General features: G+C 71.1%; 18 protein-coding genes. 8 read left to right on the plus strand and 10 right to left on the minus strand.

The window, feature by feature from the left end; genetic code table 11:
- Positions 1-49 precede the first annotated feature (49 nt).
- Genes ACWGDB_RS19675 through ACWGDB_RS19685 form a run of 3 tightly spaced genes read right to left on the minus strand, consistent with a single transcriptional unit; the run spans position 50 to position 3,182 of the window.
- Positions 50-880: a sugar phosphate isomerase/epimerase family protein gene (locus ACWGDB_RS19675; protein ID WP_453823553.1), complete on the minus strand. Its 831-nt coding sequence runs from the start codon at positions 878-880 to the stop codon at positions 50-52.
- Positions 877-2,028, minus strand: a complete 1,152-nt coding sequence (locus ACWGDB_RS19680; RefSeq protein WP_453823554.1) for a dihydrodipicolinate synthase family protein — start codon at positions 2,026-2,028, stop codon at positions 877-879. Before ACWGDB_RS19680 ends, ACWGDB_RS19675 begins: the two co-directional genes overlap by 4 nt.
- Positions 2,025-3,182, minus strand: a complete 1,158-nt coding sequence (locus ACWGDB_RS19685; protein WP_453823555.1) for a Gfo/Idh/MocA family protein — start codon at positions 3,180-3,182, stop codon at positions 2,025-2,027. Before ACWGDB_RS19685 ends, ACWGDB_RS19680 begins: the two co-directional genes overlap by 4 nt.
- Positions 3,183-3,473: 291 nt before the next feature.
- On the opposite strand from ACWGDB_RS19685, the gene ACWGDB_RS19690 reads away from it, so the two are divergent.
- Entirely contained in the window at positions 3,474-4,523 is a 1,050-nt protein-coding gene (locus tag ACWGDB_RS19690) for a LacI family DNA-binding transcriptional regulator (protein WP_453823659.1), read from the plus strand.
- A gap of 54 nt (positions 4,524-4,577) precedes the next feature.
- Here the strand turns inward: ACWGDB_RS19690 and ACWGDB_RS19695 are convergent, their stop codons facing one another.
- The gene (locus ACWGDB_RS19695) at positions 4,578-5,375 is read right to left on the minus strand and encodes a DUF4389 domain-containing protein (RefSeq protein WP_453823556.1); all 798 of its coding nucleotides are present in this window, start codon (positions 5,373-5,375) and stop codon (positions 4,578-4,580) included.
- A 225-nt stretch (positions 5,376-5,600) separates the two neighbouring features.
- Between ACWGDB_RS19695 and ACWGDB_RS19700 the strand changes: the two genes are divergently transcribed.
- The 3 genes from ACWGDB_RS19700 to ACWGDB_RS19710 all read left to right on the plus strand — a co-directional run bounded on the left by ACWGDB_RS19700 (position 5,601) and on the right by ACWGDB_RS19710 (position 8,297).
- Positions 5,601-6,197, plus strand: a complete 597-nt coding sequence (locus tag ACWGDB_RS19700; RefSeq protein WP_453823557.1) for a dihydrofolate reductase family protein — start codon at positions 5,601-5,603, stop codon at positions 6,195-6,197.
- 270 nt (positions 6,198-6,467) lie between these two features.
- Positions 6,468-7,400, plus strand: coding sequence for a bifunctional helix-turn-helix transcriptional regulator/GNAT family N-acetyltransferase (locus ACWGDB_RS19705; RefSeq protein ID WP_453823558.1), 933 nt, complete (start codon positions 6,468-6,470; stop codon positions 7,398-7,400).
- A gap of 96 nt (positions 7,401-7,496) precedes the next feature.
- The gene (locus ACWGDB_RS19710) at positions 7,497-8,297 is read left to right on the plus strand and encodes a sugar phosphate isomerase/epimerase family protein (protein ID WP_427844933.1); all 801 of its coding nucleotides are present in this window, start codon (positions 7,497-7,499) and stop codon (positions 8,295-8,297) included.
- Between the two features lie 15 nt (positions 8,298-8,312).
- On the opposite strand, the gene ACWGDB_RS19715 is transcribed toward ACWGDB_RS19710, so the two are convergent.
- From ACWGDB_RS19715 to aroA, 3 genes are all read right to left on the minus strand, one after another.
- Entirely contained in the window at positions 8,313-8,891 is a 579-nt protein-coding gene (locus ACWGDB_RS19715; RefSeq protein ID WP_453823559.1) for an RBBP9/YdeN family alpha/beta hydrolase, read from the minus strand.
- A gap of 96 nt (positions 8,892-8,987) precedes the next feature.
- Complete coding sequence (locus ACWGDB_RS19720; RefSeq protein ID WP_453823560.1) at positions 8,988-9,611, minus strand: GNAT family N-acetyltransferase; 624 nt, start codon at positions 9,609-9,611, stop codon at positions 8,988-8,990.
- 13 nt (positions 9,612-9,624) lie between these two features.
- A complete protein-coding gene (gene aroA / locus ACWGDB_RS19725) occupies positions 9,625-10,866 on the minus strand; it encodes a 3-phosphoshikimate 1-carboxyvinyltransferase (RefSeq protein WP_453823561.1) in 1,242 nt (413 codons plus the stop codon).
- 461 nt (positions 10,867-11,327) lie between these two features.
- On the opposite strand from aroA, the gene ACWGDB_RS19730 reads away from it, so the two are divergent.
- The 4 genes from ACWGDB_RS19730 (at position 11,328) to ACWGDB_RS19745 (ending at position 18,554) form a co-directional block, all read left to right on the plus strand.
- Positions 11,328-13,181: a glycoside hydrolase family 3 protein gene (locus ACWGDB_RS19730; protein WP_453823562.1), complete on the plus strand. Its 1,854-nt coding sequence runs from the start codon at positions 11,328-11,330 to the stop codon at positions 13,179-13,181.
- 140 nt (positions 13,182-13,321) lie between these two features.
- Positions 13,322-14,011, plus strand: coding sequence for a hypothetical protein (locus tag ACWGDB_RS19735; protein ID WP_453823563.1), 690 nt, complete (start codon positions 13,322-13,324; stop codon positions 14,009-14,011).
- A gap of 39 nt (positions 14,012-14,050) precedes the next feature.
- Positions 14,051-14,404 carry a CU044_2847 family protein gene (locus ACWGDB_RS19740; protein ID WP_453823564.1) on the plus strand — a complete coding sequence of 118 codons (354 nt, stop codon included), beginning with the start codon at positions 14,051-14,053 and terminating at the stop codon, positions 14,402-14,404.
- A 4-nt stretch (positions 14,405-14,408) separates the two neighbouring features.
- On the plus strand, positions 14,409-18,554 hold the full coding sequence (locus ACWGDB_RS19745) for an nSTAND1 domain-containing NTPase (protein WP_453823565.1): 4,146 nt from the start codon (positions 14,409-14,411) through the stop codon (positions 18,552-18,554).
- 56 nt (positions 18,555-18,610) lie between these two features.
- On the opposite strand, the gene ACWGDB_RS19750 is transcribed toward ACWGDB_RS19745, so the two are convergent.
- The 3 genes from ACWGDB_RS19750 to ACWGDB_RS19760 all read right to left on the minus strand — a co-directional run bounded on the left by ACWGDB_RS19750 (position 18,611) and on the right by ACWGDB_RS19760 (position 24,392).
- Positions 18,611-20,020: an aminopeptidase gene (locus ACWGDB_RS19750; RefSeq protein ID WP_453823566.1), complete on the minus strand. Its 1,410-nt coding sequence runs from the start codon at positions 20,018-20,020 to the stop codon at positions 18,611-18,613.
- A 159-nt stretch (positions 20,021-20,179) separates the two neighbouring features.
- Positions 20,180-20,569, minus strand: a complete 390-nt coding sequence (locus tag ACWGDB_RS19755) for a hypothetical protein (protein ID WP_453823567.1) — start codon at positions 20,567-20,569, stop codon at positions 20,180-20,182.
- 103 nt (positions 20,570-20,672) lie between these two features.
- A complete protein-coding gene (locus tag ACWGDB_RS19760) occupies positions 20,673-24,392 on the minus strand; it encodes an ABC transporter ATP-binding protein (protein ID WP_453823568.1) in 3,720 nt (1,239 codons plus the stop codon).
- Positions 24,393-24,476: the final 84 nt, after the last annotated feature.

Below are 24,476 nucleotides of genomic sequence, written 5' to 3' on the forward strand. Positions count from 1 at the left end.
AACGCCGACGATCCGAAAGCCGTCGGCGCCCCGCCGAACCCCGTCTGCGCTATCCCACGTGCGCCACGAACCGCGCCGCCGTCTCCGCCAGCACCTCGCGGCCGTCGCGCGCCCACAGGGCGTCGTTGAACAGCTCCACCTCGATGGCGCCGGTGTAGCCCGCCGCCTCCACGTACCCGAGCCACTCCCGCATGTCGATCGCCCCGTCCCCGATCTGACCACGCCCGTTGAGCACGCCCTGGGGCAACGGGGTGGTCCAGTCGGCGAGTTGGAAGGTGTGGATACGGCCGCCCGCACCTGCCCGGGCGATCTGTGCGGGCGCGTTGTCGTCCCACCAGATGTGGTACGTGTCGACCGTGACGCCGACCTGGTGGGCCGGGAAGCGTTCCGCGAGGTCCAGGGCCTGGGCCAGCGTCGAGACCACGCAGCGGTCCGAGGCGTACATCGGGTGCAGCGGCTCGATCGCCAGCTTCACGCCGTGGTCCTCGGCGTACGGGCCGAGCGCCGCCAGCGCGTCCGCGATCCGTTCCCGGGCGCCGTGCAGGTCCTTGGAGCCGGCCGGCAGGCCGCCGGACACCAGGACCAGTACGTCCGTGCCGAGCGTCGCCGCCTCGTCGACCGCGCGGCGGTTGTCGTCCAGGGCCGCCGCACGCTCCGCCGGGTCGATCGCCGTGAAGAAGCCGCCGCGGCACAGGGTGGTGACGGTCAGGCCGGCGTCCCGGACCAGTTTGGCCGTCGCCTCCAGGCCGTACGCCTGGACGGGCTCCCGCCACAGGCCGACGTTGACGACGTCCAACTCGCGGCAGATGTCGACCAGTTCCGGCATCGACAGCTGCTTGACCGTCATCTGGTTGATGGAGAAACGCGCGAGCTCCGTCACTGGTCCACCCCGTACAGGGACAGCAGGTTCTTCATCCGTTCCGCCGCGAGCTTCGGGTCGGGGAACAGGCCCAGTGAGTCGGCGAGTTCGTAGGCGCGGGCGAAGTGCGGCAGGGAGCGGGCCGACTGGAGGCCGCCGACCATGGTGAAGTGGGACTGGTGGCCGGCCAGCCAGGCCAGGAAGACCACGCCCGTCTTGTAGAAGCGGGTCGGCGTCCGGAAGAGATGGCGGGACAACTCGACCGTGGGGTCGAGGAGTTCGCGGAAGCCCTCGGTGCTGCCCGTGTCCAGGACCCGGACCGCCTGGGCCGCCAGCGGCCCCAGCGGGTCGAAGATGCCGAGCAGGGCGTGGCTGAAGCCCTGCTCGTCGCCCGCGATCAGCTCGGGGTAGTTGAAGTCGTCCCCGGTGTAGCAGCGGACGCCCTGCGGGAGGCGGCGCCGCAGGTCGATCTCGCGCTGGGCGTCCAGCAGGGAGACCTTGATGCCGTCGACCTTGTCGGGGTGGGCCGAGATCACCTCCAGGAAGGTGCCGGTTGCCGCGTCCAGGTCGGACGAGCCCCAGTAGCCCTCCAGGGCCGGGTCGAACATCGGGCCGAGCCAGTGCAGGATCACCGGCTCGGCGGACTGCCGGAGCAGGTGGCCGTAGACCTCCAGATAGTCCTCGGGGCCCTTCGCCGCGGCGGCCAGCGCGCGCGACGCCATCAGGATCGCCTGCGCGCCCGACTCCTCCACGACCGCGAGCTGCTCCTCGTACGCCGCCCGGACCTCCTCGAGGGTCCCCGCGGCGATCTGGTCGGTGCCCACACCGCAGGCGATACGGCCGCCCACGGCACGGGCCTCCGCGGCCGACCGGCGGATCAGCTCGGCCGCGCCCGCCCAGTCCAGGCCCATCCCGCGCTGGGCGGTGTCCATGGCCTCGGCGACGCCGAGCCCGTGGGACCACAGGTGGCGGCGGAAGGCGAGGGTGGCGTCCCAGTCGACGGCGGCGGGCGAGTCGGGCGACACGTCGGCGTACGGGTCGGCGACGACGTGCGCCGCGGAGAAGACCGTACGGGAGGTGAAGGGGGTGCCGGGGGTCACCACCAGGGGTTCCGGGCGGGGCTCGTACGCCCGCGACCCGCCCTTGAAGTCGGGCAGTCGGATCGTCACGGCTGGATCTCCGGTACGTCGATACGGCGGCCCTCGGCCGAGGACCTCAGGCCCAGCTCGGCGAGCTGCACGCCGCGGGCGCCGGCGAGAAGGTCCCAGTGGTAGGGGGCGTCGGCGTAGACGTGCTTGAGGAACAGCTCCCACTGGGCCTTGAAACCGTTGTCGAACTCGGTGTTGTCCGGGACCTCCTGCCACTGGTCGCGGAAGGAGTAGGTGGCCGGGATGTCCGGGTTCCAGACCGGCTTCGGGGTGAGGGAGCGGTGCTGGACGCGGCAGTTGCGCAGGCCCGCGACCGCGGAGCCCTCCGTGCCGTCGACCTGGAACTCGACCAGTTCGTCGCGGTTGACGCGTACGGCCCAGGAGGAGTTGATCTGGGCGATGGCGCCGCCGTCGAGCTCGAAGATGCCGTAGGCGGCGTCGTCGGCCGTGGCGTCGTAGGGCTTGTCGTCCTCGTCCCAGCGCTGCGGGATGTGGGTGGTGGCGATGGCCTGCACGGACTTCACGCGCCCGAAGAGCTCGTGCAGCACGTACTCCCAGTGCGGGAACATGTCGACGACGATGCCGCCGCCGTCCTCCGCGCGGTAGTTCCAGGACGGGCGCTGCGCGGCCTGCCAGTCGCCCTCGAAGACCCAGTAGCCGAACTCGCCGCGGATGGAGAGGATCCGGCCGAAGAAGCCGCCGTCGATGAGGCGCTTGAGCTTCAGCAGGCCCGGGAGGAAGAGCTTGTCCTGGACGACGCCGTGCTTGATGCCGGCCTCGGCCGCGAGACGGGCCAGTTCCAGGGCGCCTTCCAGACCGGTGGCGGTGGGCTTCTCGGTGTAGATGTGCTTGCCGGCGGCGATCGCCTTCCTGATCGCCCCCTCGCGGGCCGAGGTGACCTGGGCGTCGAAGTAGATCTCGACCGCCGGGTCGGCGAGCACCGCGTCGACGTCCGTCGAGACGTTGTCCGCGTCCAGGCCGTGCCGCTCGGCGAGCGCCTTCAGGGCGTACTCGCGGCGGCCGACCAGGATCGGCTCCGGCCACAGCACGGTGCCGTCGCCGAGGTCGAGCCCGCCCTGCTCACGGAGGGCCAGGATGGAGCGGACCAGGTGCTGGCGGTAGCCCATGCGCCCTGTCACGCCGTTCATAGCGATACGCACCGTCTTGCGTGTCACGTCGTTCCCTTCGTACGCGGGGGTCTGCGCCGCGTACGCCCCGTCTTTCACTGGTGAGCGTCGCAGCAAGCGCTTTCTACATGAGGAGAAGCTAGCCTCTGAGCAGCGCTCCGGACAAGACCGTGACCGGGTTGAGTTGTTCGAGGGGACGAACAACTCGGGTTTCTGGCCGTAAGGTCTGCTCGACATACACGGAACCGTGACCGCGGATGACCTGTCTACGAGGAGGCAGGCCTGTCTGTGAGCACGGACGAGGTGGTACGACGAGATGCGCGACCGGAGGACGACGAGATGACGGTGACCCTGGCGGACGTGGCGGCCCGCGCCCAGGTCTCCCCCGCGACGGTGTCGCGCGTGCTGAACGGCAACTACCCCGTGGCCGCGTCCACCCGGGAGCGGGTGCTGCGTGCGGTGGACGAGCTGGACTACGTGCTGAACGGTCCCGCGAGCGCGCTGGCCGCCGCCACCTCCGACCTGGTCGGCATCCTGGTCAACGACATCGCCGACCCCTTCTTCGGGATCATGGCGAGCGCGATCCAGTCCGAGATCGGGGGGCCGGGCGGCCGGGCCGGCGGCGAGCGGCTGGCGGTCGTCTGCAACACGGGGGGTTCGCCGGAGCGCGAACTCACGTACCTGACACTGCTGCAGCGGCAGCGGGCCGCGGCTGTCGTCCTGACCGGCGGCGCCGTCGAGGACGCGCCGCACGCGGCCGCGGTCGCGGCGAAGCTGCGGAAGCTGACGGACGCCGGGACGCGGGTCGTGCTCTGCGGCCGGCCGCCGGCGCCGGACACCGGCGCGATCGCGCTGGCCTTCGACAACCGCGGCGGCGGTCGTGAACTGACCGAGCACCTGATCGGGCTGGGGCACCGGCGGCTCGGCTACATCGCGGGGCCGGAGGAGCGGACGACGACCCGGCACCGGCTGGAGGGGCACCGGGCGGCGCTGGAGGCGCATGGCATACGGGAGGACCCCCGGTGGACGGTGCACGGCCGCTATGACCGGCAGTCGGGATACGAGGCGACGCTGGAACTGCTGCGCCGGGACCCCTCACTGACCGCCGTGGTCGCGGCGAACGACTCCGTCGCCCTGGGCGCCTGCGCGGCACTGCGCGACTCCGGGCTGCGGATCCCGGAGGACGTCTCGGTGGCCGGGTTCGACGACCTGCCGTTCAGTCTCGACACGGTGCCTTCCCTCACGACCGTGCGGCTGCCGCTGTCGGAGGCGGGGGCGCGGGCCGGGCGGATCGCGATGGGGCGGGAGGAGCCGCCGCTCGGGGAGATCGCCACGATCCGGGGGGAGTTGATGGTTCGGGGGTCTTCCGGGGGGCCTCGGGGGGCCTGAGGTCCCTGTGCGAGCGCCTGAGCGGCATCGGGAATCGGGTGCCGGGGGAACCGCTCAGCGTGCGGTCACCGCAGCCGGGGCCGTGGCGCCGTCGACCGCCTGGTCGTGGTCGTCGTAGTCGACGGTGCCGCTGACGACATGGCCGGCCAGGCCGAGCAGCAGGAAGAGCACGACGAGGACCGTGGCCGCGGTGTCCAGGAGCAGCGGCCGGGTGCCGGAGCGGACCGCGTCCTGCGGGGTCGGTTCGTCGCCGAACAACCGCTTGGGATAGGCGGGGGTCAGCATCGTGACGTACGCGGTGAAACGCATCTGGTAGCGGGCGACGGCGGCCGTGGCGGCGAAGACCGGCGCGGGCAGTCGTCCCAGCACGATGCCGATGAGCCAGAACACCCAGCCCACCGTGAACCAGCCTGCCTGCACGAGGTTGTTGATGATGGCCGCCGGGATCATCAGGATCAGCCGGAAGAACACCGCGAGCCGATTCAGCGGCGTGGCGCGCAGTTCGATCTGCACGGGGTGTCCGGGAGCCGAGAACGAGAACGGCGGATAGCGGTCGACCAGCAGCATCGCGCTCGCGCCGACCCGGGTCCGGTAGGCGAGGACCGAGCCGAGGAAGCGGAAGATCCCGTCGGGCAGCCGTCCCGTGAACAGGGCGGCGAACCACCCGACGATGGTCACGAAGAACGCCGCGATGGAGAGCAGGCAGACCACCACGAACTGCGGCAGGAGCAGCAGCCAGCGCAGCAGGACGGTCCAGCGCCGCTGCCGTGCGGCAGCGGGGATGTCGAGAACGGGCAGCCATTCACCGCCCTCGTCACCATGAGCGGCCCGCGGATCCCAGCCCGTCGCCATGAAGACTCCCAGTCGTGCCGATGATGCCGCCTGACACGACCATGCTGCGGCGGCGCAGCCGCTCCCGCGCCCTGCACGGGCCCAAACGGACGTAGCCCGCCCACGACCCCTGCCGAATGCCCGGTTCCGCGTCTTGACTCGGTCCACCGATGATTTCCGGGCCCCACTCCGGTCTTCCATGCCGTCATCACCGGCTCACCCGAGCGGACAACAGGAGCGAATCCCATGCGCATCGCCATCACCGAGTTCATCAGCCTCGACGGCGTCGTCCAGGCCCCCGGCGGTCCCCAGGAGGACACCGACGGCGGGTTCGCGCACGGCGGCTGGTCGCATCCGTACTTCGACGCCGAGGTCCTCGGCGGGGCCTTCGACGCGGGGATGCAGAAGGCCGAGGCACTGCTCTTCGGGCGCCGCACCTGGCAGACCATGGCCGCGGCGTGGCCGGAGCGGGCCGGGGACCCCTTCGCCGACCGGATGAACTCGATCAAGAAGTACGTCGTCTCCGGCACCCTCACCGATGCCGACCTGACCTGGAACAACACCACCCTCGTCCCCGGCGCCGAGGCCGTCGCCCGGGTGCGGGAGCTGCGCGAGGCGGAGGGCGGCGACCTGGCGATGATGGGCAGCCCGACCCTCGTACGGACCCTCATCCAGGAGGGGCTGGTCGACGAGCTGCAGCTCATCGTGATGCCGGTGCTGCTCGGCGGCGGCAAGTCGATCTTCCCGCAGGACGGGGGGAAGCGGCCGCTGGAGCTCGTCTCCACCACCACCGCCAAGACCGGCGCGCAGGTGTGCGTCTTCCGGCCCGCCACCGAGGGTTAGGGCCTGTCCGGCGGATCGGGCCGGCTGCAAGGAACGGCACCTCGTCAACGCAGGTGAACGGGGCCTGGTGCGTGCAGCTGCAAGGCGCGGCGCCCGACGGCGACGCGGCAGATGGGCGTGCCGGGCCCGCGACGCCGGCATGATCCGCCGGACAGGCCCTGGCGACGAGGGCGCTGACGTCCTAGGCTCGACTCAGCGAGAACCTCTGACTGAGTCAAACATCCGGAACCAGGGGCCCGGCGGCCCCGCGGGGAGCCTTCGGGATCGACCATGACCGTGCATGACATCCGCGCCTTCAACCGCTTCTACACCAATGTCATCGGTGCCCTCGACTACAGCCGGCACCTGTACGCCCCGTACACCCTCACCGAGTCCCGCGTCCTGTACGAGCTCGCGCACTCCCCGCGTACGGACGCGGCCGACCTGCGGGCCGAACTCTCCCTGGACGCGGGGTATCTGAGCCGGATCCTGAACAAGTTCGAGCAGGACGGGCTCATCGAGCGCACCCCCTCCCGGGAGGATCCGCGGCGTCGGCGCGTCACACTCACCGCGCGCGGCCGGGAGACCGGCAAGCTGCTGGAGGAACGGGCCACCGAATCGGTCGGCTCGCTGCTGGCGACCGTGCCGGCCGCCGAACGGCCGCGCCTCGCCGAGGCGATGACAACGGTCCGTACGATTCTGTCCGACGGCCGCCCTCCCCGCCGCGAGGACGTCCTGCTGCGCGAGCCCGGCCCCGGCGACCTCGGCTGGATCGTGCAGCGCAACGCCGCGCTGTACGCCGCCGAGTACGGCTGGAACGCCGACTACGAGGGGCTGGCCGCGAGGATCGTCGCGGACTTCGCGGAAGATCACGATCCGCATCTGGAGCGGGTGTGGATCGCCGAGCTGGACGGCCGGCCGGTCGGCTGCGTGATGTGCGTACGCGACGAGGCGCCCGCCACGGCCCGGCTGCGGCTGCTGCTCGTCGAGCCCGCCGCGCGCGGCCTCGGCATCGGCGACCGGCTCATCTCGGCCGTCGTCGACTTCGCGCGCGGCCTCGGCTATCGCGACCTCGTCCTGTGGACCAACGACGTCCTGGCCGCCGCGCGCCGCCTCTACCAGCGCCACGGCTTCGTCCTGTCCGCCGAGAAACCCCACCGCTCCTTCGGCAAGGACCTGACCGGGCAGGACTGGCGACTGGATCTCCACGGCACGCAGGAGTGAGCTCACGTACGGCGGGCAGGAGGTGACAGATCCGGAGCGTTCCCCGGCCCGCCTGCCGGATGGGCGCACCCTCTTTTCCCTGGCAAGGTGGGATGCATGAAACTGGCGTTCTCCACCCTCGGCGTCCCCGGTCTCCCCGTCCCCGACGTGCTGCGGCTCGCGGCCGCGCACGGTTATCACGGCGTCGAGTTGCGTACGCACGCCGAGGAGCCGGTGCACACGGGGCTCGGCCCCGCCGAACGGGCCGACGTGGCGGCCGAGTTCAAGGCCGCCGGCGTCGAGCTCCTGGGCCTGGCCGGGTACGTCCGGGTCGCCGCGCCCGGTGACGACGGGCCCGTGATCGAGGAGATCCGCACCCTCGTCGATCTCGCCCACGACCTCGGCGCTCCCTACGTCCGCGTCTTCCCCGGCGCCGACCCCGAGCAGAGCCCCCAGTCGGCGGACGCGATCGCCGCGCGCCGGCTGGGTACGGCCGCGCAGTACGCCGCCGACATGGGCGTACGGATCCTGCTGGAGACCCACGACTCGCACCGCACCGCCGCCGACTCGATCCGCGTCCTCGGCCTGGTCGGCCACCGCCACGTCGGCTCGCTGTGGGACGTCATGCACACCTGGCTGGGCGGCGAGCAGCCCTCGGAGAGCTACGCGGCCCTCTCCCCGTACCTCGGCTACGTCCAGGTCAAGGACATCGCCTCCGCCGAGGACACCACCCCGCTGCCGCTGGGCACCGGGGTGCTGCCGCTCGCCGAGTGCGTGGAGGTCCTCTCCCGGCACGGCTGGGACGGCTGGCTGTGCTGGGAGTACGAGAAGCGGTGGTACGAGGAGGCCGCGCCGCTTCCCGAACTGCTCGGCGCGGGACGGGACCATCTGGCGCGGCTGCTCAACGAGTCGGCGTAGCGGCCGGCGCCCGCGCTACTCCGGACGGGCCATGATCGGCGCCGTGGGGTCGAGGCACCAGCCCAGCACGGCGGGCCACGGCCCGTACCCGGCGTCCAGGTCGAGGTGGGCCGCCCCCGGGAGGATGTCGGTCGGGAGGCCGAGAGGGGTGCCGTAGACGGTGTCGGCGCCTTCCTCGCAGTACGGGTCGTCGTCGCCGGCGACCAGCCGGGTCGGGCCGGGGAGGGTGAACTCCAGGGACGGCAGGGCGAATCGGGCGACCTCCGGGTGCCGGGCGAGCGCCGCGCCGGAGGGCGGGGCGACGAGCAGCACCCGGTCCACGTCGAGCCCCGGCATCCCGCGCGCGGCAGCGTGCAGCCACAGCACCGCGGACAGACTGTGCGCGACCACCACCCTCTCCGCCCCGCCGTCGAGCCCACCGAGATGCCGCCCCAGCTCCCCCAACCAGACCTCCAAGTCGGGGTCGTCCGGCTCGGGAAGCTGCGGATAGCCGACCCGGTGCCCGAACTCACCGAGCCGGTCGGCGAGCCAGTGCTGCCAGTGGTCCTTGGGGCGGTGGTTCTGCCAGCCGTGGAGGATGAGGTAGGCGGTCATGACGCCGATGGTTTCCGACCACTGCCGTGACGGTCCAGTACCGGCGTCTGCCGGGGAGACGGCGACGCCCAGCTCTCCGACAGAAGAACACCGGCCCTACGGCAAGAACCCGGCGACTCTCTCCTCCAACCGCCCCCGGCACTCCGGCCACTCCCCCGCCGTGATGGAGAAGATCGCGGAGTCCCGCAACCGCCCCTCCTCCCCCGGCGCCCAGGAGCGCGACCAGTTCCGCAGCACGCCCTCGAAGCGGGCGCCCACGCTCACGATCGCCGCACGCGAGCGCTCGTTGCGGGCGTCCGTCTTCAGGTCCACGCGGGACACGCCCCACCCCTCGAAGGCATGCCGGAAGAGCAGCAGCTTTGCCTCGGCGTTGATGCCGGTGCCCTGGGCCGAGCGGGCGAGCCAGGTGAACCCGACCTCGACGGCGTCGAGACGATCGTCGGAGCGCCAACAGCGCGGCTCCCAGTACGAGGTGGCGCCGACGGCCCGCCCCGTGGCGACGGACACCTGCGCGTAAGGCGCCAGCCGCCCCGCCGCGGCACGGGCGAGCTGCGCGTCGATGTAGTCCCCGACCTCATGGGCCCTCGGCACCCATGTGAACGAGTAGCTTCCGCGGCCCTCCTCGACCGCGACCGCCAGATCGGCCGCGTGCCGGTGCTCCAGCGGCTCCAGCCGCACCAGAGCGCCCTCGAGGACCGGCCCCTCCAACTGGAAACTCACCCGGCGACCCCCGTCACAACCTCGCGCTCAACGCACCGAACTCCTCATGGAATCCCGGGAAAGTCTTCCGTACGCACCCGGGGTCGTCGAACGAAATACCCGGTACCCGAAGCCCGGTCACCGCGAAGGACATGACGATGCGGTGGTCGCCGTAGGACTTGATCTCCGTCCCCGCGAGATCCGAGGCGCCGGCGCCGGGCAGGATCTCGATCCAGTCCGGGCCCGTCGTCACCTCCGCCCCCAGCCTCCGCAGGTTCTCCGCGCAGGCCTCCAGCCGGTCGCACTCCTTCACCCGGGTGTTCGCCACGTCCTCGATCCGCACCGGGCCGGAGGCGAACGGGGCGATGGCCGCGAGGGTGGGCATGGTGTCGGAGATGTCCCGCATGTTGACGGTGACACCCCGCAGTTCGCCGGTCCCCCGGACCGTCGTCGACCGCGCGCCCACGTCCACCTGCGCGCCCATGCGCCGCAGTACGTCGACGAAGCCGAGGTCGCCCTGGAGCGCCCCCTCGCCCAGGCCCGGAACCGTGACCTCGCCGCCCGTGACGGCCGCCGCCGCGAAGAAGTAGCTCGCGGTCGAGGCGTCCGGCTCCACCGCGTACGTCGTGGCGCGGTAGCCGCCGGGCGGGACCAGGAAGGCGTTGCCCTCCCGGCCCACCTCCACCCCGAAGGCCCGCATCATCGCGATCGTGATCTCGACGTACGGCACCGAGACCAGGTCGGTGACCGTGATGCGCAGGCCCTTGCGGGTCAGCGGCCCGAGCAGCAGCAGCGCCGTCAGGTACTGCGAGGACTGACCCGCGTCCAGCGTCACCTCCCCGCCCTCGACGCCGGCCGCCGTCACGGTCAGCGGGTGGTGGCCCTCCCTGTCCTCGTGCCGCAGGTCCACGCCCAGGTCACGCAGTGCGCGGGTCAACGGCAGCAGGGGCCGGCGGCGCATCTGGGGCGAGGCGTCGAAGCGGTACGTGCCGGTGCCGGTGGCGGCCAGCGTCGGCAGGAAGCGGGCCGTCGTCGCGCCGTCCCGGCACTGGACGTCGGCCTCGGCGACCCCGGGGCCCTGCGGCCGGCCGTCGACCTGCCAGGTGTCCGGAGTCCGCCCGACCCGATAGCCCAGCCGCCCCAACCCCTCGGCGAAGCCCTCCGTGTCGTCCGAACGGAGCGGGCGTACGAGGGTGGTGACACCGTCGGCGGCGGCCGCGAGGAACAGGGCGCGGGCGGTGACGGACTTGGAACCGGGGATGTCGACTACGGGCATCCCCACATGATCGCCTGCCCGGCGGCTTCGACGCGGGGGCGTCCATGGGGTGGACCTGCGTGGACCTGCCTGGACCTGCCTACGGGGCTCGCCTGTGGCCCGTGGCCCGCAGCAGCCACGGTCCCTCCCACCCGCCCCACCACCCCCCACCTCACCAACTTCCCGATTTCCGGCCATCCCGGGAACCCAGCCCCACCCCCGCTCGTCCAACCCGCAAGCTGCCGGAGAGTCACCGTGGTGCGGTGTCGGCCCTCGCTGCTGGCTGCGATCGCTGACCAACCCTCTCCGCCGTGCCGCGGCCGGCAGCACGCCGTCATCGGCGCGCCCCCCTCCAACTGCGCCGATGGCGGCCCCTCCTTGGCGACCGGTTGCCGTGCATTCCCTTGACTGGCAGAAACTTCCCGGTTATTGGTGACTTCTCGGAAGTTTCCTTCAGCGCACCACCTCCGGAAGGAGCGCACGTGCCCGACACCAGCACGGGAAGCATGGGAAACACGTCGGTCCCCTCCAGACGTACCGTCCTCGCCGCCACCGCCGGCATGACCTCCGCCCTCGCCCTCGGCGGCACCGCCCACGCCGGCCCCGACGGCAAGCACGACGACAGGAAACTGCGGGCCCTCATCGCCCGGATGACCCTGCCGGAGAAGGTCGGCCAGCTCTTCGTCATGCGGGTCTACGGCCACTCCGCCACCACCCCCGACCAGGCCGACATCGACGCCAACCTCAAGGAGATCGGCGTCCGCACGGCGGCCGAGCTGATCGCCAGGTACCGGGTGGGCGGCATCATCTACTTCACCTGGGCGCACAACACCCGCGACCCGCACCAGATCGCCGACCTGTCCAACGGCATCCAGCGGGCGTCCCTCACCCAGCCCCGCGGCCTACCGGTCCTCGTCTCCACCGACCAGGAGCACGGCATCGTCTGCCGCGTCGGCGAGCCCGCCACCCTCTTCCCGGGCGCCATGGCCGTCGGAGCCGGCGGCTCCCGCTCCGACGCCCGCACCCTCGGTCGTATCGCCGGACAGGAACTGCGGGCGCTCGGCATCCGGCAGAACTACTCCCCCGTCGCCGACGTGAACGTCAACCCGGCCAACCCCGTCATCGGCGTCCGCTCCTTCGGCGCCGAACCGGCCGCGGTGGCCGGCATGGTCGCCGCCGAGGTGGCCGGATACCAGCACTCCCGGCAACTCGCGGCCACCGCCAAGCACTTCCCCGGCCACGGCGACACCGCCGTCGACAGCCACTACGGCTTCCCGGTCATCACCCACACCCGCGAGCAGTGGAACCAGCTCGACGCGCCGCCCTTCCGGGCCGCCGTCCGGGCCGGCATCGACTCGATCATGACCGCCCACATCATGGTCCCGGCCCTCGACGACTCCGGCGACCCGGCCACCCTCTCCCACCCCATCCTCACCGGCATCCTGCGCGAGGAGCTCGGCTACGACGGGCTCGTGGTGACCGACTCGCTCGGCATGGAGGGCGTACGGACGAAGTACGGCGACGACCGCGTGCCCGTCCTCGCGCTCAAGGCAGGCGTGGACCAGCTGCTCAACCCGCCCTCCCTCGACATCGCGTGGAACGCGGTGCTGAAGGCCGTCCAGGACGGCGAGCTGACCGAGGCGCGGCTCGACGAATCGATCCTGCGGATCCTGCGGCTGAAGGCGAAGCTGCGGCTGTTCGACGCACCGTACGTCAGCCGGAGCGGGGTCGAGCGGAACGTCGGCACCGCGTCCCACCTCAGGACGGCCGACCGGATCGCCGAGCGGACGACGACCCTGCTCGTCAACGAGGGCTCGCTCCTTCCGCTGTCCCGGCGCAGGCACCCCAAGGTCCTCGTCGTCGGCGCCGACCCGGCCTCCCCGTCCGGCACGACGGGACCGCCGACCGGCGTGCTCGCCGCCGCGTTCACCGAGCTGGGCTTCACGGCCACCGCCCTGTCGACGGGTACGGCGCCCTCCTCCGCCGCCATCGCCAAGGCCGTCGAGGCGGCTCGGACGGCGGACGCGGTGGTGGTCGGGACGTACAACGTCACGGCGAGCAGTACGCAGAAGGCGCTGGTCGAGCAGCTTCTCGCGACGGGGAGGCCGGTGGTGGCGGTCGCGGTCCGCAACCCGTACGACGTGGCCCATCTGCCCGCCGTGCAGGCCTGCTTGGCGTCCTACTCCTGGACCGACGTCGAGCTGCGGGCCGCCGCGCGGGTGATCGCCGGGCGAGTGGCACCGCGCGGGAAGCTGCCGGTGCCGGTGCAGCGGGCGGACGATCCGACGCGGGTGCTGTATCCGATCGGCCACGGGCTGTCGTACGGGCGCGGTTAGCGCCGTGTAGCACTTTGGACGTAGCGCCCGTACGCCACACAACGGGCGCACTCACCCCCAACCGACGCAAAGGACCCCACACGTCTGGCGTGCGCCTGCTCCCGCGGGTCACGCTGGTCGGGGGTACCGGGGGGAGTGCGATGCGTGGGAGAAGTGCTGCAGGGGTGGCCTGTGCGTTGCTTGCGCTGCTCGGCGCGTTGTTGACGGGGTGCCAGAGTCCGTCGGGGGCGACGGAGCAGAACGGGCGGCTCGGCGAGGGCGAGAGCGCGAGCAGGAGCCGGAGCGAGGGCTCCGGGGCCGGAGCCGGCGAGCAGTTGGTGACACCACCGACGCGGCCCGCCGGCTACGGCGCGGTGTTCCTCGGCGTCGACGAGTGCAGTTCCTTCGGGACGACGAGCTTCACCGAGGTGTCCTGCACGGGCGAGCGGGCGGCGGCGCGGGTCGTGGCGCGGCACGACGGCAAGGTCGGCGACGGGCCGCTGTGCCCGGGGACCACGGACTTCGTCCTGCACATCAGCGAGCAGAGCCGGACGTCCGACGAGGACGGCGACGGCGCGATCCCGCAGGGCTACGCCTGCATGCGCAACCTGGCCCCGCCCCACCCCGGCGACCCGGGCAGCGGAGGCGGCCCCCGCACGATCGTCGGCGACTGCGTCTACAGCTCCGGCGACGGACAGGTACGCGAGACGGCATGCGACGGCAAGGGTCGGCAGAAGCCGCAGTACGAGGTGACCAAGGCCGTGGACAAGCGGGCGAAGTGCCCCCTGTCCACGGCCCTGTACGTCCAGCTGGGCGGCGAGAAACCGGTGGGCTGCGCGCGGCCGGTGTGAGGCATACGGCCTACTCCGTGGTGCGGTCCCCTGCCGGATGTGGTGATCCTGGCCGGGACTACCGCCGGAGGAGGCGTATTGGCAGCTCTGACTCGGATTCCGCTGGAGGGTGGGGGCCGCATTCTGATCGAGGCACCGGCCTCGTTGGAAGGGCCGGTGAAGGCCGGCCGCATCGGTGATGCCATTCAAGATGTGCCCCGAACTCTGCAAGAGGCCCTGGAGCCGGTGACGGAGGCAGCTCGCGCGGCACTCGATCAGCTGCGCAAGGCTCGGCCCGACGAAATCACGGTCGAGTTCGGGGTCGACCTCGCGTTCGAGGCAGGGGCCGTGATCACCAAGAGTCAGGCAGCCTGTCATCTGAGGGTGACCGTGTCGTGGAAGAGCCCGGGCTGATCCGGTGGACGACTCCGACAAGTGGTCCGACGACGGCACAGCCTCGCATCTGCCCGCTGCCGTGGCACAGGTCCTGGGACCTGACGGAAGCGTGGCGGGGGCAGGCTTTCTGGTCGCCGAGGGTGTCGTGGTCACTTGTGCCCACGTCGTCGCAGCGGCCGGAGGCGGCCCCGGGAGCGAGGTCACGCTGGCCTTCCCCCATGGCAAGGGTGCGGACCGGGTGCAGGGGCACGTCCCGGGCGGGCTGTGGCGTGCCGCAGAGGACGAGGACGTGTCCTTCATCCGGCTGAGCGGCGCGTCGGCCGGCATACCGGCGCTGCCGTTGGGCTCGGCGGAGGGATGCCGGGGCCACCAGGTCCGCTCGTTCGGATTCCCCGCCCAGGCCCCGCCCGAAGGACACTTCGGCTACGGCGTGGCCGGCGACCTGTTGCCGGGCTCGGACGGCAGGGGCGCGCACCTACAGCTGACTGACGCCAACGATCTCACCACCGGCTTCAGCGGTGGTCCCGTGCTTGACGACGTGACCGGTCTGGTCATCGGCATGCTCACCGAGATCACCGCCCCTGACAAGTTCGAGCGCGGGCAGGGCATCGCGTACGTCACTCCGTCACAGGTGCTGCGGGAGATCCTGCCGGAGCTGGCCGAGCGGGACGTGTGTCCCTACCGAGGGCTGGAGCCGTTCACCGCGGAGCAGGCGCGGTGGTTCCAGGGCCGGTCGGACGCGGTGCGCCAGGTCCTGATGAACCTGGCCCAGCAACGGCGGCTGACACTGCTGCTCGGGCCGTCGGGGTCGGGCAAGTCGTCGCTGATCCAAGCGGGGGTGCTGCGGGCACTCGCGGACGGGGAGTTGCCCGGCAGCGACCGGTGGCTGCCCATCCTCGCGCGGCCCCGACGGGACATGCCGGCGGAGATCGAACGGGCCGGGTTGCCAGGGGCGAGCACGGACGGCCTCACGGCCGCGGTCAACCACCGGCTGGGCGCCGAGCCCTCCTATCAGCGGATCCTGCTGGTCATCGACCAGTTCGAGGAGCTACTGATCCAGCAGTCCAACGGCCGGCTGCGCGAGCTGCTCGGCGTTGTCGACGAGGTGACGACGGCTGCCGACGCGTACACGAAGATCACCGTGATTCTGATCATGCGCGACGACTTCTATCCCCAACTGGCATCCCTAGCACCCAGGCTGCTGGAAGCGGCGATGCCGGGACTCCTGAATGTGCCGGGCAAGCTGAGCCAGCAAGACCTTCACGACATCATCGTCCTTCCCGCATTGGACGTGGGACTCCGCTTCCAGCCGGGACTGCCCGAGCAGATCATCAGTGACGTCCTGGACATCACCCATGAGGCGGCCGTCACCCGCCAGGCCCCGGTCACCGTGCTTCCCCTGCTGGAGATGACGCTCAGCCAGCTGTGGCTCCGCCGAAAGGACGGTTACCTCACGCATGAGGCGTACCGGCGGATCGGCGCGGTCAGCGGCAGTCTCACCACCTGGTGCGACAGCGCCCTGGAGGAGCTGACCGCCGAGCAACAGATCATCGCCCGGCGGACGTTGACGTCACTGGTGCACCCCGCCGATCCAAGCCGCAACGTCACAGCGGTGCGGACGCAGGTGCCTCTCGACGAATTGCGCGACCTGGCGGCCGACCCGAGTCGCGTCCCCACCGACGAGCAGGCGGCCGTGGACGCCGTCATCGCCACGCTCACGCGCCGTCGCATCATCACCACCCAGACGCTGCAGACCCGACAGCAGCGCCCCGGTGCTCCTCCCGGGGAGCCGGTCGCCGAGCTGATCCACGAGGCACTCATCCGCAACTGGGGCGCACTGCGCAACTGGGTCGATCAGGACCACCGCTTCCAGGAATGGCTCGACCTCACGCGTGAACGCCAGTCCCACTGGTCCGCGGACAGGGATCCGGGAGACCTGCTGGGCGGGACGGCGCTGGCGGAGGGCCTGGAGTGGTCGGGGCAACGCCGGCTGCCCGCCGACATCGCGGAGTTCCTGACGGCGAGCAAGCAGCGGCAGAGGGCTGCGATTCGGCGCAGCAGGCGGCTCAACGCGGTGCTTGGGGGGCTGCTGGTGCTTGCGCTCATTGCTGGCGGGGGTGCCATCTGGCAGTGGCGGACGGTAGTGGCCGCGCGGCAAGCCACAGTGTCTCGACAGCTCGCCGACCAGTCGGACGAACTCATCGTCACGAACCCCGAACTTGCGTCGCTGTTGGCTGTCCAGGCGTACCGCACCAGCCATACCTCCGAGGCGATCGAGAGCCTGCGCAGCGCAGCGGGCCTGCCGAAGCATCGCCGCCTGTCCGGACACACGGACGAAGTGCGGGCAGTGGCGTTCGGCCCTCGCGACCGGATACTCGCCAGCGCGGGCGCCGACGGAACGGCACGGCTGTGGGATCCGGCGACCGGCAAAACCCGCGCCACGCTGAAAGGCCACGACAACGAGGTGAATGCGGTGGCGTTCAACCGCGAGGGCGACACCGTCGCCACCGCCAGCGACGACAGGACAGTGCGGCTGTGGGACCCACGCACCGGCAAGACCCACGCCACCCTCAAAGGACACACCGACCAGGTGCGGACCCTGGCCTTCAGCCCCGACGGCGACACCCTCGCCACCGGCAGCGACGACAAGACAGTACGGCTGTGGAACCCACACACCGGCAAAACCCGCACCACCCTCAAAGGACACACCAAACAGGTGCGGACCCTGGCCTTCAGCCCCAACGGCGACACCCTCGCCACCGGCAGCGACGACAAGACAGTACGGCTGTGGAACCCACACACCGGCAAAACCCGCACCACGCTCAAGGAACACACGGAACCGGTGGCCTCGGTGGCCTTCAGCCCTAACGGCAACACCCTCGCGACCGCCGACAACTACGACGTTCACCTGAGGGACGCGGCCACCGGCAAGGTGCGCACCACCCTGTTCGAAGCCGCTCTTCTGATCGCTTTCAGCCCGGACAGCAAGACCTTCGCCACCAGCACCGACCGCTTCGTACGGCTGTGGGACGCAGCCACTGGTTCGCCTCGAGCCCTCGTCACCGGCCATGCCAACACGGTTCTCGGGCTGGCCTTCAGCCCAGACAGCCGGACGCTCGCCACCGCCGGCCGTGACAAGACAGTACGGCTTTGGGACTCGTCCGCCGGCAAGGACCGGAACACATTCACGGGGCACACCGACCTCATCTGGTCGGTGGCCTTCAGCCCCGACGGCCGCACCCTCGCCACCGGCAGCGCAGACAAGTCGGTACGGCTGTGGGACGCGACCACCGGCAAGACGCGCAACACGCTCAAGGGCCACGACAACGAGGTGAATGCGGTGGGCTTCAGCCCCGACGGCCGCACCCTCGCCACCGGCAGCGATGACGGAACCGTGCGACTTTGGGATCCGGCTACGGGCACGTACCGCGCCACTCTCGCCGAACTCCACAGTTCGGTGTGGTCAGTGGCCTTCGGCCCCAAGAGCCACACGCTGGCGACCGGCGAGAACGACGGAACCGTCCGGCTGTGGGACGCGGACACCGGTGAGGCTCTCCCCCCGCTCGTCGGGCACAGCGATGCGGTGTACGCGGTGGCTTTCAGTCCCAATGGCCGCGTCCTCGCCACAGGCAGCGCGGACTCCACGGCACGGCTCTGGGACATGACCACCGGCAGAAGCCGCACGCTCAAGGAACACGACGACGCCGTGCTGGCGCTGGCCTTCAGTCCTGATGGGCGCACGCTCGCCACCGCCGGCCACGATGGAACAGCGCGCCTGTGGGATGCGGCCACCGGCAAAATGCGCACTGCATTGACAAAGCACACCGCGTCTGTCCGAGCGGTGGCGTTCAGCCCCGACGGCCGCACCCTCGCCACCGCCGGTGCTGAGGGAACCGTGCGACTTTGGGACCCGGCAACCAGCAAGACCCGCACGACACTCACCGGCACCTTCTACGGCGCGAACTCGCTGGCATTCAGTCCTGACAGCCGCAGCCTTGCCACCGCAGGCGACGCCGGGACAGCTCAGTTGTGGGACGTCATCACTTCTCTAGAACCGGCCGACGCCATCAAACAGATCTGCCGGACCGTCAACCGCGATCTCACCTCCGAGGAACGCGCCGTCTACCTCCCCGACGATGACGCAGCCCCCGTGTGCCCGACGAACTGAGGACAGCCCCGACGGCGGGCACCCCGCACCCGCCGTCGGTCACCGGCCGAGGCACATCACGGACGCAGCACGGACTCCCCTTCCACGCCCCGCGCGTCGAGCTTCGCGTCGTACGCCGCCAGCGGCCTCGGCTCGGCCGTGGGTGACGCGACGCCCGCCCACTTCAGGATGCGGGCCGTGGCCAGCTCGCGCTCGGTGGGCAGGAGGCCTGCCACGAGGGCCCCGTGGTTGGCTCCCGGTGCCGTGAAGACGTATGCGTCACGGGCGCCCTTGCCGACGCGGAAGCGTTCCGCGCTCCAGGGGTCGTTCTCGCCGTAGACGAAGAGCATGTGCCGGGCGTTGTGGCGGACCCAGGTGTCCACGTCACGCATGGCCTTTGGCTGGAATCGCGTCGGGATCTCACGTGGGACGAATTCGCGTGGCGGGAGGTAGCCGTAGCGGATCAGCTTGCGCTCTATGTGCGGGAACCCGATCGCCGGTGCGCCCAGCTGCGTGGCCGCCTGGTAGTAGTACGGCGTGTACGGTTCCAGGCCCTGGTCCGTGTAGAAGGAGAAACCCCCGACCTTGTCGATGGAGTTCCAGATCGCCTCGTCGGTGGCGCTTGCCGCGTTCGCCGGGATCGTGTCGCAGTCGGAGAGCCGGCTGTACTGCCAGAAGCCCCAGACGTAGTCCAGGACGACCGCCTCGTACGCCTTGTCCAGGCCACCGAGCGTGTCGAAGCTGTAGCCGTTCTCGGCCGCGTACGCCGCGTACCGCTGTTTCAGCGGCTCCCGGCGCACCAGCGCCTCCCGCTGCACGGCGTTCAGCCGGTCCCGGCATGCCTTGGTGCCGACGTGGGCGAAGTGGCGGTCGTACGCCGAGTCCTCGTTGTCCACGACGTCGTTGGGGGCGACGTAGGCGACGACGCCGTCCATGTCGCGGGGGTGGAAGCGCTCGTAGTACGTGGCGGTCATGCCGCCCTTCGAAACGCCGGTGGAGAGCCACTTCTTGTCGTAGACCGGCTTCAGCGCCGTGAAGATGCGGTGCTGGTCGGCCGCGGCCTGCCGGATGTCCAGCTTGGTCCAGTCGGCCGGTTCGGGCCGGGACGGTGTGAAGAAGCGGTACTCCATGGAGACCTGGTTGCCGTCGACGATCCGCGTCGGCTCGCGGCGGCTCGGTGTCGTGGAGACCTCGTAGCCGCTGGTGTAGAACACGGTCGGGCGGGAGACGTCCCGGTGCAGCACGGTGAGGCGCTGCTGGAAGGTGCCCGCGGACGGGTTGCGGTGGTCGACGGGCTGCGTGTACGCGAGGACGAGGAAGCGGTAGCCGGGGTACGGCTTCTCGTCGACGAAGCTCATGCCCGGTATGGACAGCAGACGTTGCTTGATGTCCGGCTCGGCGGCGGTGGCCGCCCCTGTCGAAGCCGTGCCGAGCGTGCCTATGAACAGCGCGAGCGTCAGCAGCCATCTGAGGGTCTTGCGGGCCATGCACCCTCCCCTGAGAAACAGATGTCCGGCGCAAGCTATCGGTCAACTCAGCGGGACAACAGGGGAGATGGAGACATCAGGGGAGGCAGGGCAGAAGGAGGCGTTCGGACAGGGAGGAGCGCCCGGCGTGGCCGCGGAGGGCGGTTGCGGCCCGACCGGTCAGCACAGAATCCAGCCCTTGCTCACAGACCCCCGTCCCACCTTCCCCTTCACCCACACGCAGCGGTGCCCGGCGTGGACGGTGACCGGGCCGGCCCGGCGGCTGTACTGGCCCTCGTCGACGACCGGCCTGGCCCGGTAGGCCTGCACACTGACCATCATCTTCTGCCGGCGCCCGGGGTCCTTGGGCACGGTGATCGCGCAGATGTGGCCGCCGCGCTTGTAGACGTACAGGGTGCCGGTGGCGAACGGGTACGTCCTGACCTTGCGCCCCTCGCAGCGCGAGGCGGCAGCCTGCGCCTCGGCCGGCATCGCGACCGCGAGCAGTCCGGACGCGGTCAGCAACGCCAGGCCGACGGCCAGTCGTCGGCGTATCGCACCTCTGTCCACTTGGTTGTCCTCCCCGTACACCGGCAATGAGCGTACTGGTGTACGGACGCACGTCGTATGCCGGATGGTTGCACGGCCGTCAGGGCCACACGCCCCGCGGCGCCTACCGCGCCGCCCCGACCGGCTCCTCCGGCTCCGCCTGGCCGAGGAAGGTGCGCCACAGCTCGGCATACTGCCCGCCGCGCGCCAGCAGCTCCTCGTGCGTTCCGTCCTCGGCGACGCGCCCGTGGTCCATCACCACGACCCGGTCCGCGCGGGCGGCGGTCGTCAGGCGGTGGGCCACCACAAGGGTCGTACGGCGGCCCGCGAGGCGGTCCGTGGCGTGGTTGACCTGGGCCTCCGTGGCCAGGTCCAGCGCCGCCGTCGCCTCGTCGAGGAGCAGGATGTCGGGGTCGACCAGCTCGGCGCGGGCGAGTGCGATCAGCTGGCGCTGCCCCGCGGAGAGGTTGCGGCCGCGTTCGGCGACCTCGTGGAGGTAGCCGCCGTCGAGGGTGGCGATCATCTCGTGGGCGCCGACCGCGCGGGCCGCGGCCTCGACCTCGGCGTCCGTCGCGTCGGGGCGGCCGTAGGCGATGGCATCGCGGACGGTGCCCTGGAACAGGTACGCCTCCTGCGGGACGACGCCGAGCCGGTGGCGGTACGACGTGATGTCCAGGGAGCGGAGGTCCGTGCCGTCGACCGTGACCCGGCCGCCGGTCGGGTCGTAGAAGCGGGCCACCAGCTTCACGAGCGTCGACTTGCCCGCGCCGGTCTCGCCGACGAACGCGACCGTCTGCCCGGCCGGAATCCGCAGGTCGACGTCGCTGAGCGCCGCCTCGTCGTCGCCGTACTTGAAGTGCACGTCCTCGAAGCGGACCTCGCCCCGCAGCGACAGCACCTCCAGCGGCTCCGCGGCCGCCTTCGTGGAGGTCGGCTCCCGCAGCAGTTCCTGGATGCGGCCGAGCGAGACCGTGGCCTGCTGGTAGCCGTCGAAGACCTGGGAGAGCTGCTGGACGGGCGCGAAGAACAGGTCGATGTAGAGCAGATACGCCACCAGCGCGCCGGTCGTCAGCGTCGCGTCGTCGATCCGGCCGCCGCCCACGATCAGCACCGCCGCCACGGCCCCCGACGACAGGAACTGCACGAAGGGGAAGTAGATCGAGATCAGGAACTGGCCCCGGATCCGGGCCTGGCGGTAGCTGTCGCTGCGCTCGGCGAACCGTGCGCCGCCGTCCCGCTCGCGCCGGAAGGCCTGCACGATCCGCAGCCCGGACACCGACTCCTGCAGGTCGGCGTTCACCACCGACACCCGCTCACGGGCGAGTTCGTACGCCTTCACGCTCGCGCGGCGGAAGTAGTACGTCGCGACGATCAGCGGCGGCAGTGTCGCGAAGACGACGAGGGCGAGCTCGATGTCGATCACCAGCAGGGCGACCATGATGCCGAAGAAGGTGACCACGGAGACGAAGGCGGTGACCAGGCCCGTCTGGAGGAAGGTCGACAGCGCGTCGACGTCCGTCGTCATCCGGGTCATGATCCGGCCGGTCAGCTCGCGCTCGTAGTAGTCGAGACCGAGCCGCTGGAGCTGGGCGAAGATCTTCAGGCGCAGCGAGTACAGGACGCGCTCGCCGGTGCGTCCGGTCATCCGCGTCTCGCCGATCTGCGCCACCCACTGGACGGTCACGGCGAGCAGGGCGAGCAGGGATGCCGCCCAGACCGCGCCGAGGGCGACCTGAGTGACACCCGAGTCGATGCCGTGCCGGATCAGGACGGGGAGCAGCAGCCCCATGCCGGCGTCCATGGCGACGAGGCCGAGGCTGATCAGCAGGGGCGGGGCGAAGCCGCGCAGCAGCCGTTTCAGGCCGTACGACTCCTCCGGCCGGACCGCGTCGGCCTCGTCGATGCCGGGTCGGTCGACGGCCGGGGGCAGTGCCTCCACCTGGGCGAGGAGTTCGGGTGTGGCCGGGGATTCCGTGAGCGCCTGGTCCCGCCGCTCGCGGTCGCCGGTCCACAGCCTCGGGGTCACCCCGCGCTCGGCGTCGAATTCGGCGTCCAGCTCGTCGCGTACGGAGGTGTCTTCCTGCGGGCAGACGGGCTGGGCGTGGCCGGGTGAGACGCCGCCGAGTTCGTCGGGGTCGGTGAGGAGGCGGCGGTACAGGGCGGAGCGCTGCTGGAGTTCCTCGTGGGTGCCGATGTCGGCGAGGCGGCCGGCGTCGAGGACGGCGATGCGGTCGGCGAGGCCGAGGGTGGAGCGGCGGTGCGCGATGAGGAGGGTGGTGCGGCCCTCCATGACGTGCCCCAGCGCCTCGTGGATCTCGTGCTCGACGCGGGCGTCCACCGCAGAGGTCGCGTCGTCGAGGACGAGGAGCCGGGGGTCGGTGAGGATCGCGCGGGCGAGCGCGACGCGCTGGCGCTGGCCGCCGGAGAGGGTGAGGCCGTGCTCGCCGACCGTGGTCTCGTAGCCGTCGGGCAGCTCGGCGATGAAGCGGTCCGCCTGGGCGGCGCGTGCGGCGGCCTCGATCTGCTCGTCGGTCGCGTCGGGACGGCCGTAGGCGATGTTGTTGCGGACGGTGTCCGAGAAGAGGAAGGAGTCCTCGGGGACCAGCCCGATAGCGGCCCGCAGCGAGTCGGAGGTCAGCTCGCGCACGTCGTGGCCGCCGACGAGGACGGCGCCGCGTGTGACGTCGTAGAAGCGCGGGAGGAGGAGCGAGACGGTGGACTTGCCGGAGCCGGAGGAGCCGACGACGGCGAGGGTCTCGCCGGGCCGGATCTCGAAGGAGAGCCCGTCCAGCACCGGCCGCCCGTCGTCGTAGCCGAAGGACACGTCGTCGAACTCGACGGTCGCCGGGGCGTCGGCGGGCAGTGTCTTGGTGCCGTCCTTGATCGACGGCTCGGTGTCGATCAGTTCCAGCACGCGCTCGCTGCCGGCGCGGGCCTGCTGCCCGACCGTGAGGACCATGGCGAGCATCCGGACCGGGCCGACCAGCTGGGCGAGGTAGGTGGAGAACGCCACGAACGTCCCCAGTGTGATGTGCCCGCGCACCGCCAGCCAGCCGCCGACGGCGAGCATGGCGACCTGCCCGAGAGCGGGGACGGCCTGCAGTGCCGGGGTGTACCTGGAGTTGAACCGGATGGTGCGCAGCCGCCCCGCGAAGAGCCGCCGGCTGACCTCCCTGAGCTTCCCGGTCTCCTGCTCCTCCTGCCCGAACCCCTTCACGACGCGTACGCCGCTGACGGCCCCGTCGACCACGCCGGCGACGGCGGCGGCCTGGGCCTGGGCGTACCAGGTGGAGGGGTGCAGCTTGGTCCGGCTGCGCCTGGCGATCCACCACAGGGCCGGCGCCACGGCGAGCGCGACCAGGGTGAGCGGCAGCGACAGCCACGCCATGACGACCAGGGAGATCAGGAAGAGCGCGAAGTTCCCGATGGTCATCGGGAGCATGAAGAGCAGGCCCTGGATCAGCTGGAGGTCGCTGGTGGCCCGCCCGACGACCTGTCCGGTGGACAGCTCGTCCTGCCGTCGTCCGTCGAGCCGGGTGATCGTCCCGAACATGTCCGTCCGCAGGTCGTGCTGGACGTCGAGGGCGAGGCGGCCGCCGTAGTAGCGGCGGATGTAGGTGAGGACGTAGACGACGAAGGCCGCGGCTATGAGCAGGCCGGCCCAGACGGCCATGCTGCGGGTGTGGCCGCCGATGACGTCGTCGATGATCACCTTCGTGATCAGCGGGACGACCGCCATGACGGCCATGCCGACGAGGGAGGAGCCGAGGGCGAGGATCACGTCCTTGCGGTAGCGCCAGGCATAGCCCCACAGCCGTCGTGCCCATCCCCGTTGCACTGCCACGCCGGTGCCCTCCGTTCGTCCTGATCTACCGGAAGGCACCAACGCCGACGAGCCTCGATTTCATCCCGCCGCAACAAAGCCGGG

The organism is Streptomyces sp. NPDC055013, assembly GCF_053608645.1.

Coding starts and splice junctions, on each gene's coding strand:
- ACWGDB_RS19690 (WP_453823659.1), top strand. CDS start 3,474: ATGACGGTGACCCTGGCGGACGTGGCGGCCCGCGCCCAGGTCTCCCCC.
- ACWGDB_RS19695 (WP_453823556.1), bottom strand. CDS start 5,375: ATGGCGACGGGCTGGGATCCGCGGGCCGCTCATGGTGACGAGGGCGGT.
- ACWGDB_RS19700 (WP_453823557.1), top strand. CDS start 5,601: ATGCGCATCGCCATCACCGAGTTCATCAGCCTCGACGGCGTCGTCCAG.
- ACWGDB_RS19705 (WP_453823558.1), top strand. CDS start 6,468: ATGACCGTGCATGACATCCGCGCCTTCAACCGCTTCTACACCAATGTC.
- ACWGDB_RS19710 (WP_427844933.1), top strand. CDS start 7,497: ATGAAACTGGCGTTCTCCACCCTCGGCGTCCCCGGTCTCCCCGTCCCC.
- ACWGDB_RS19715 (WP_453823559.1), bottom strand. CDS start 8,891: ATGACCGCCTACCTCATCCTCCACGGCTGGCAGAACCACCGCCCCAAG.
- aroA (WP_453823561.1), bottom strand. CDS start 10,866: ATGCCCGTAGTCGACATCCCCGGTTCCAAGTCCGTCACCGCCCGCGCC.
- ACWGDB_RS19735 (WP_453823563.1), top strand. CDS start 13,322: ATGCGTGGGAGAAGTGCTGCAGGGGTGGCCTGTGCGTTGCTTGCGCTG.
- ACWGDB_RS19750 (WP_453823566.1), bottom strand. CDS start 20,020: ATGGCCCGCAAGACCCTCAGATGGCTGCTGACGCTCGCGCTGTTCATA.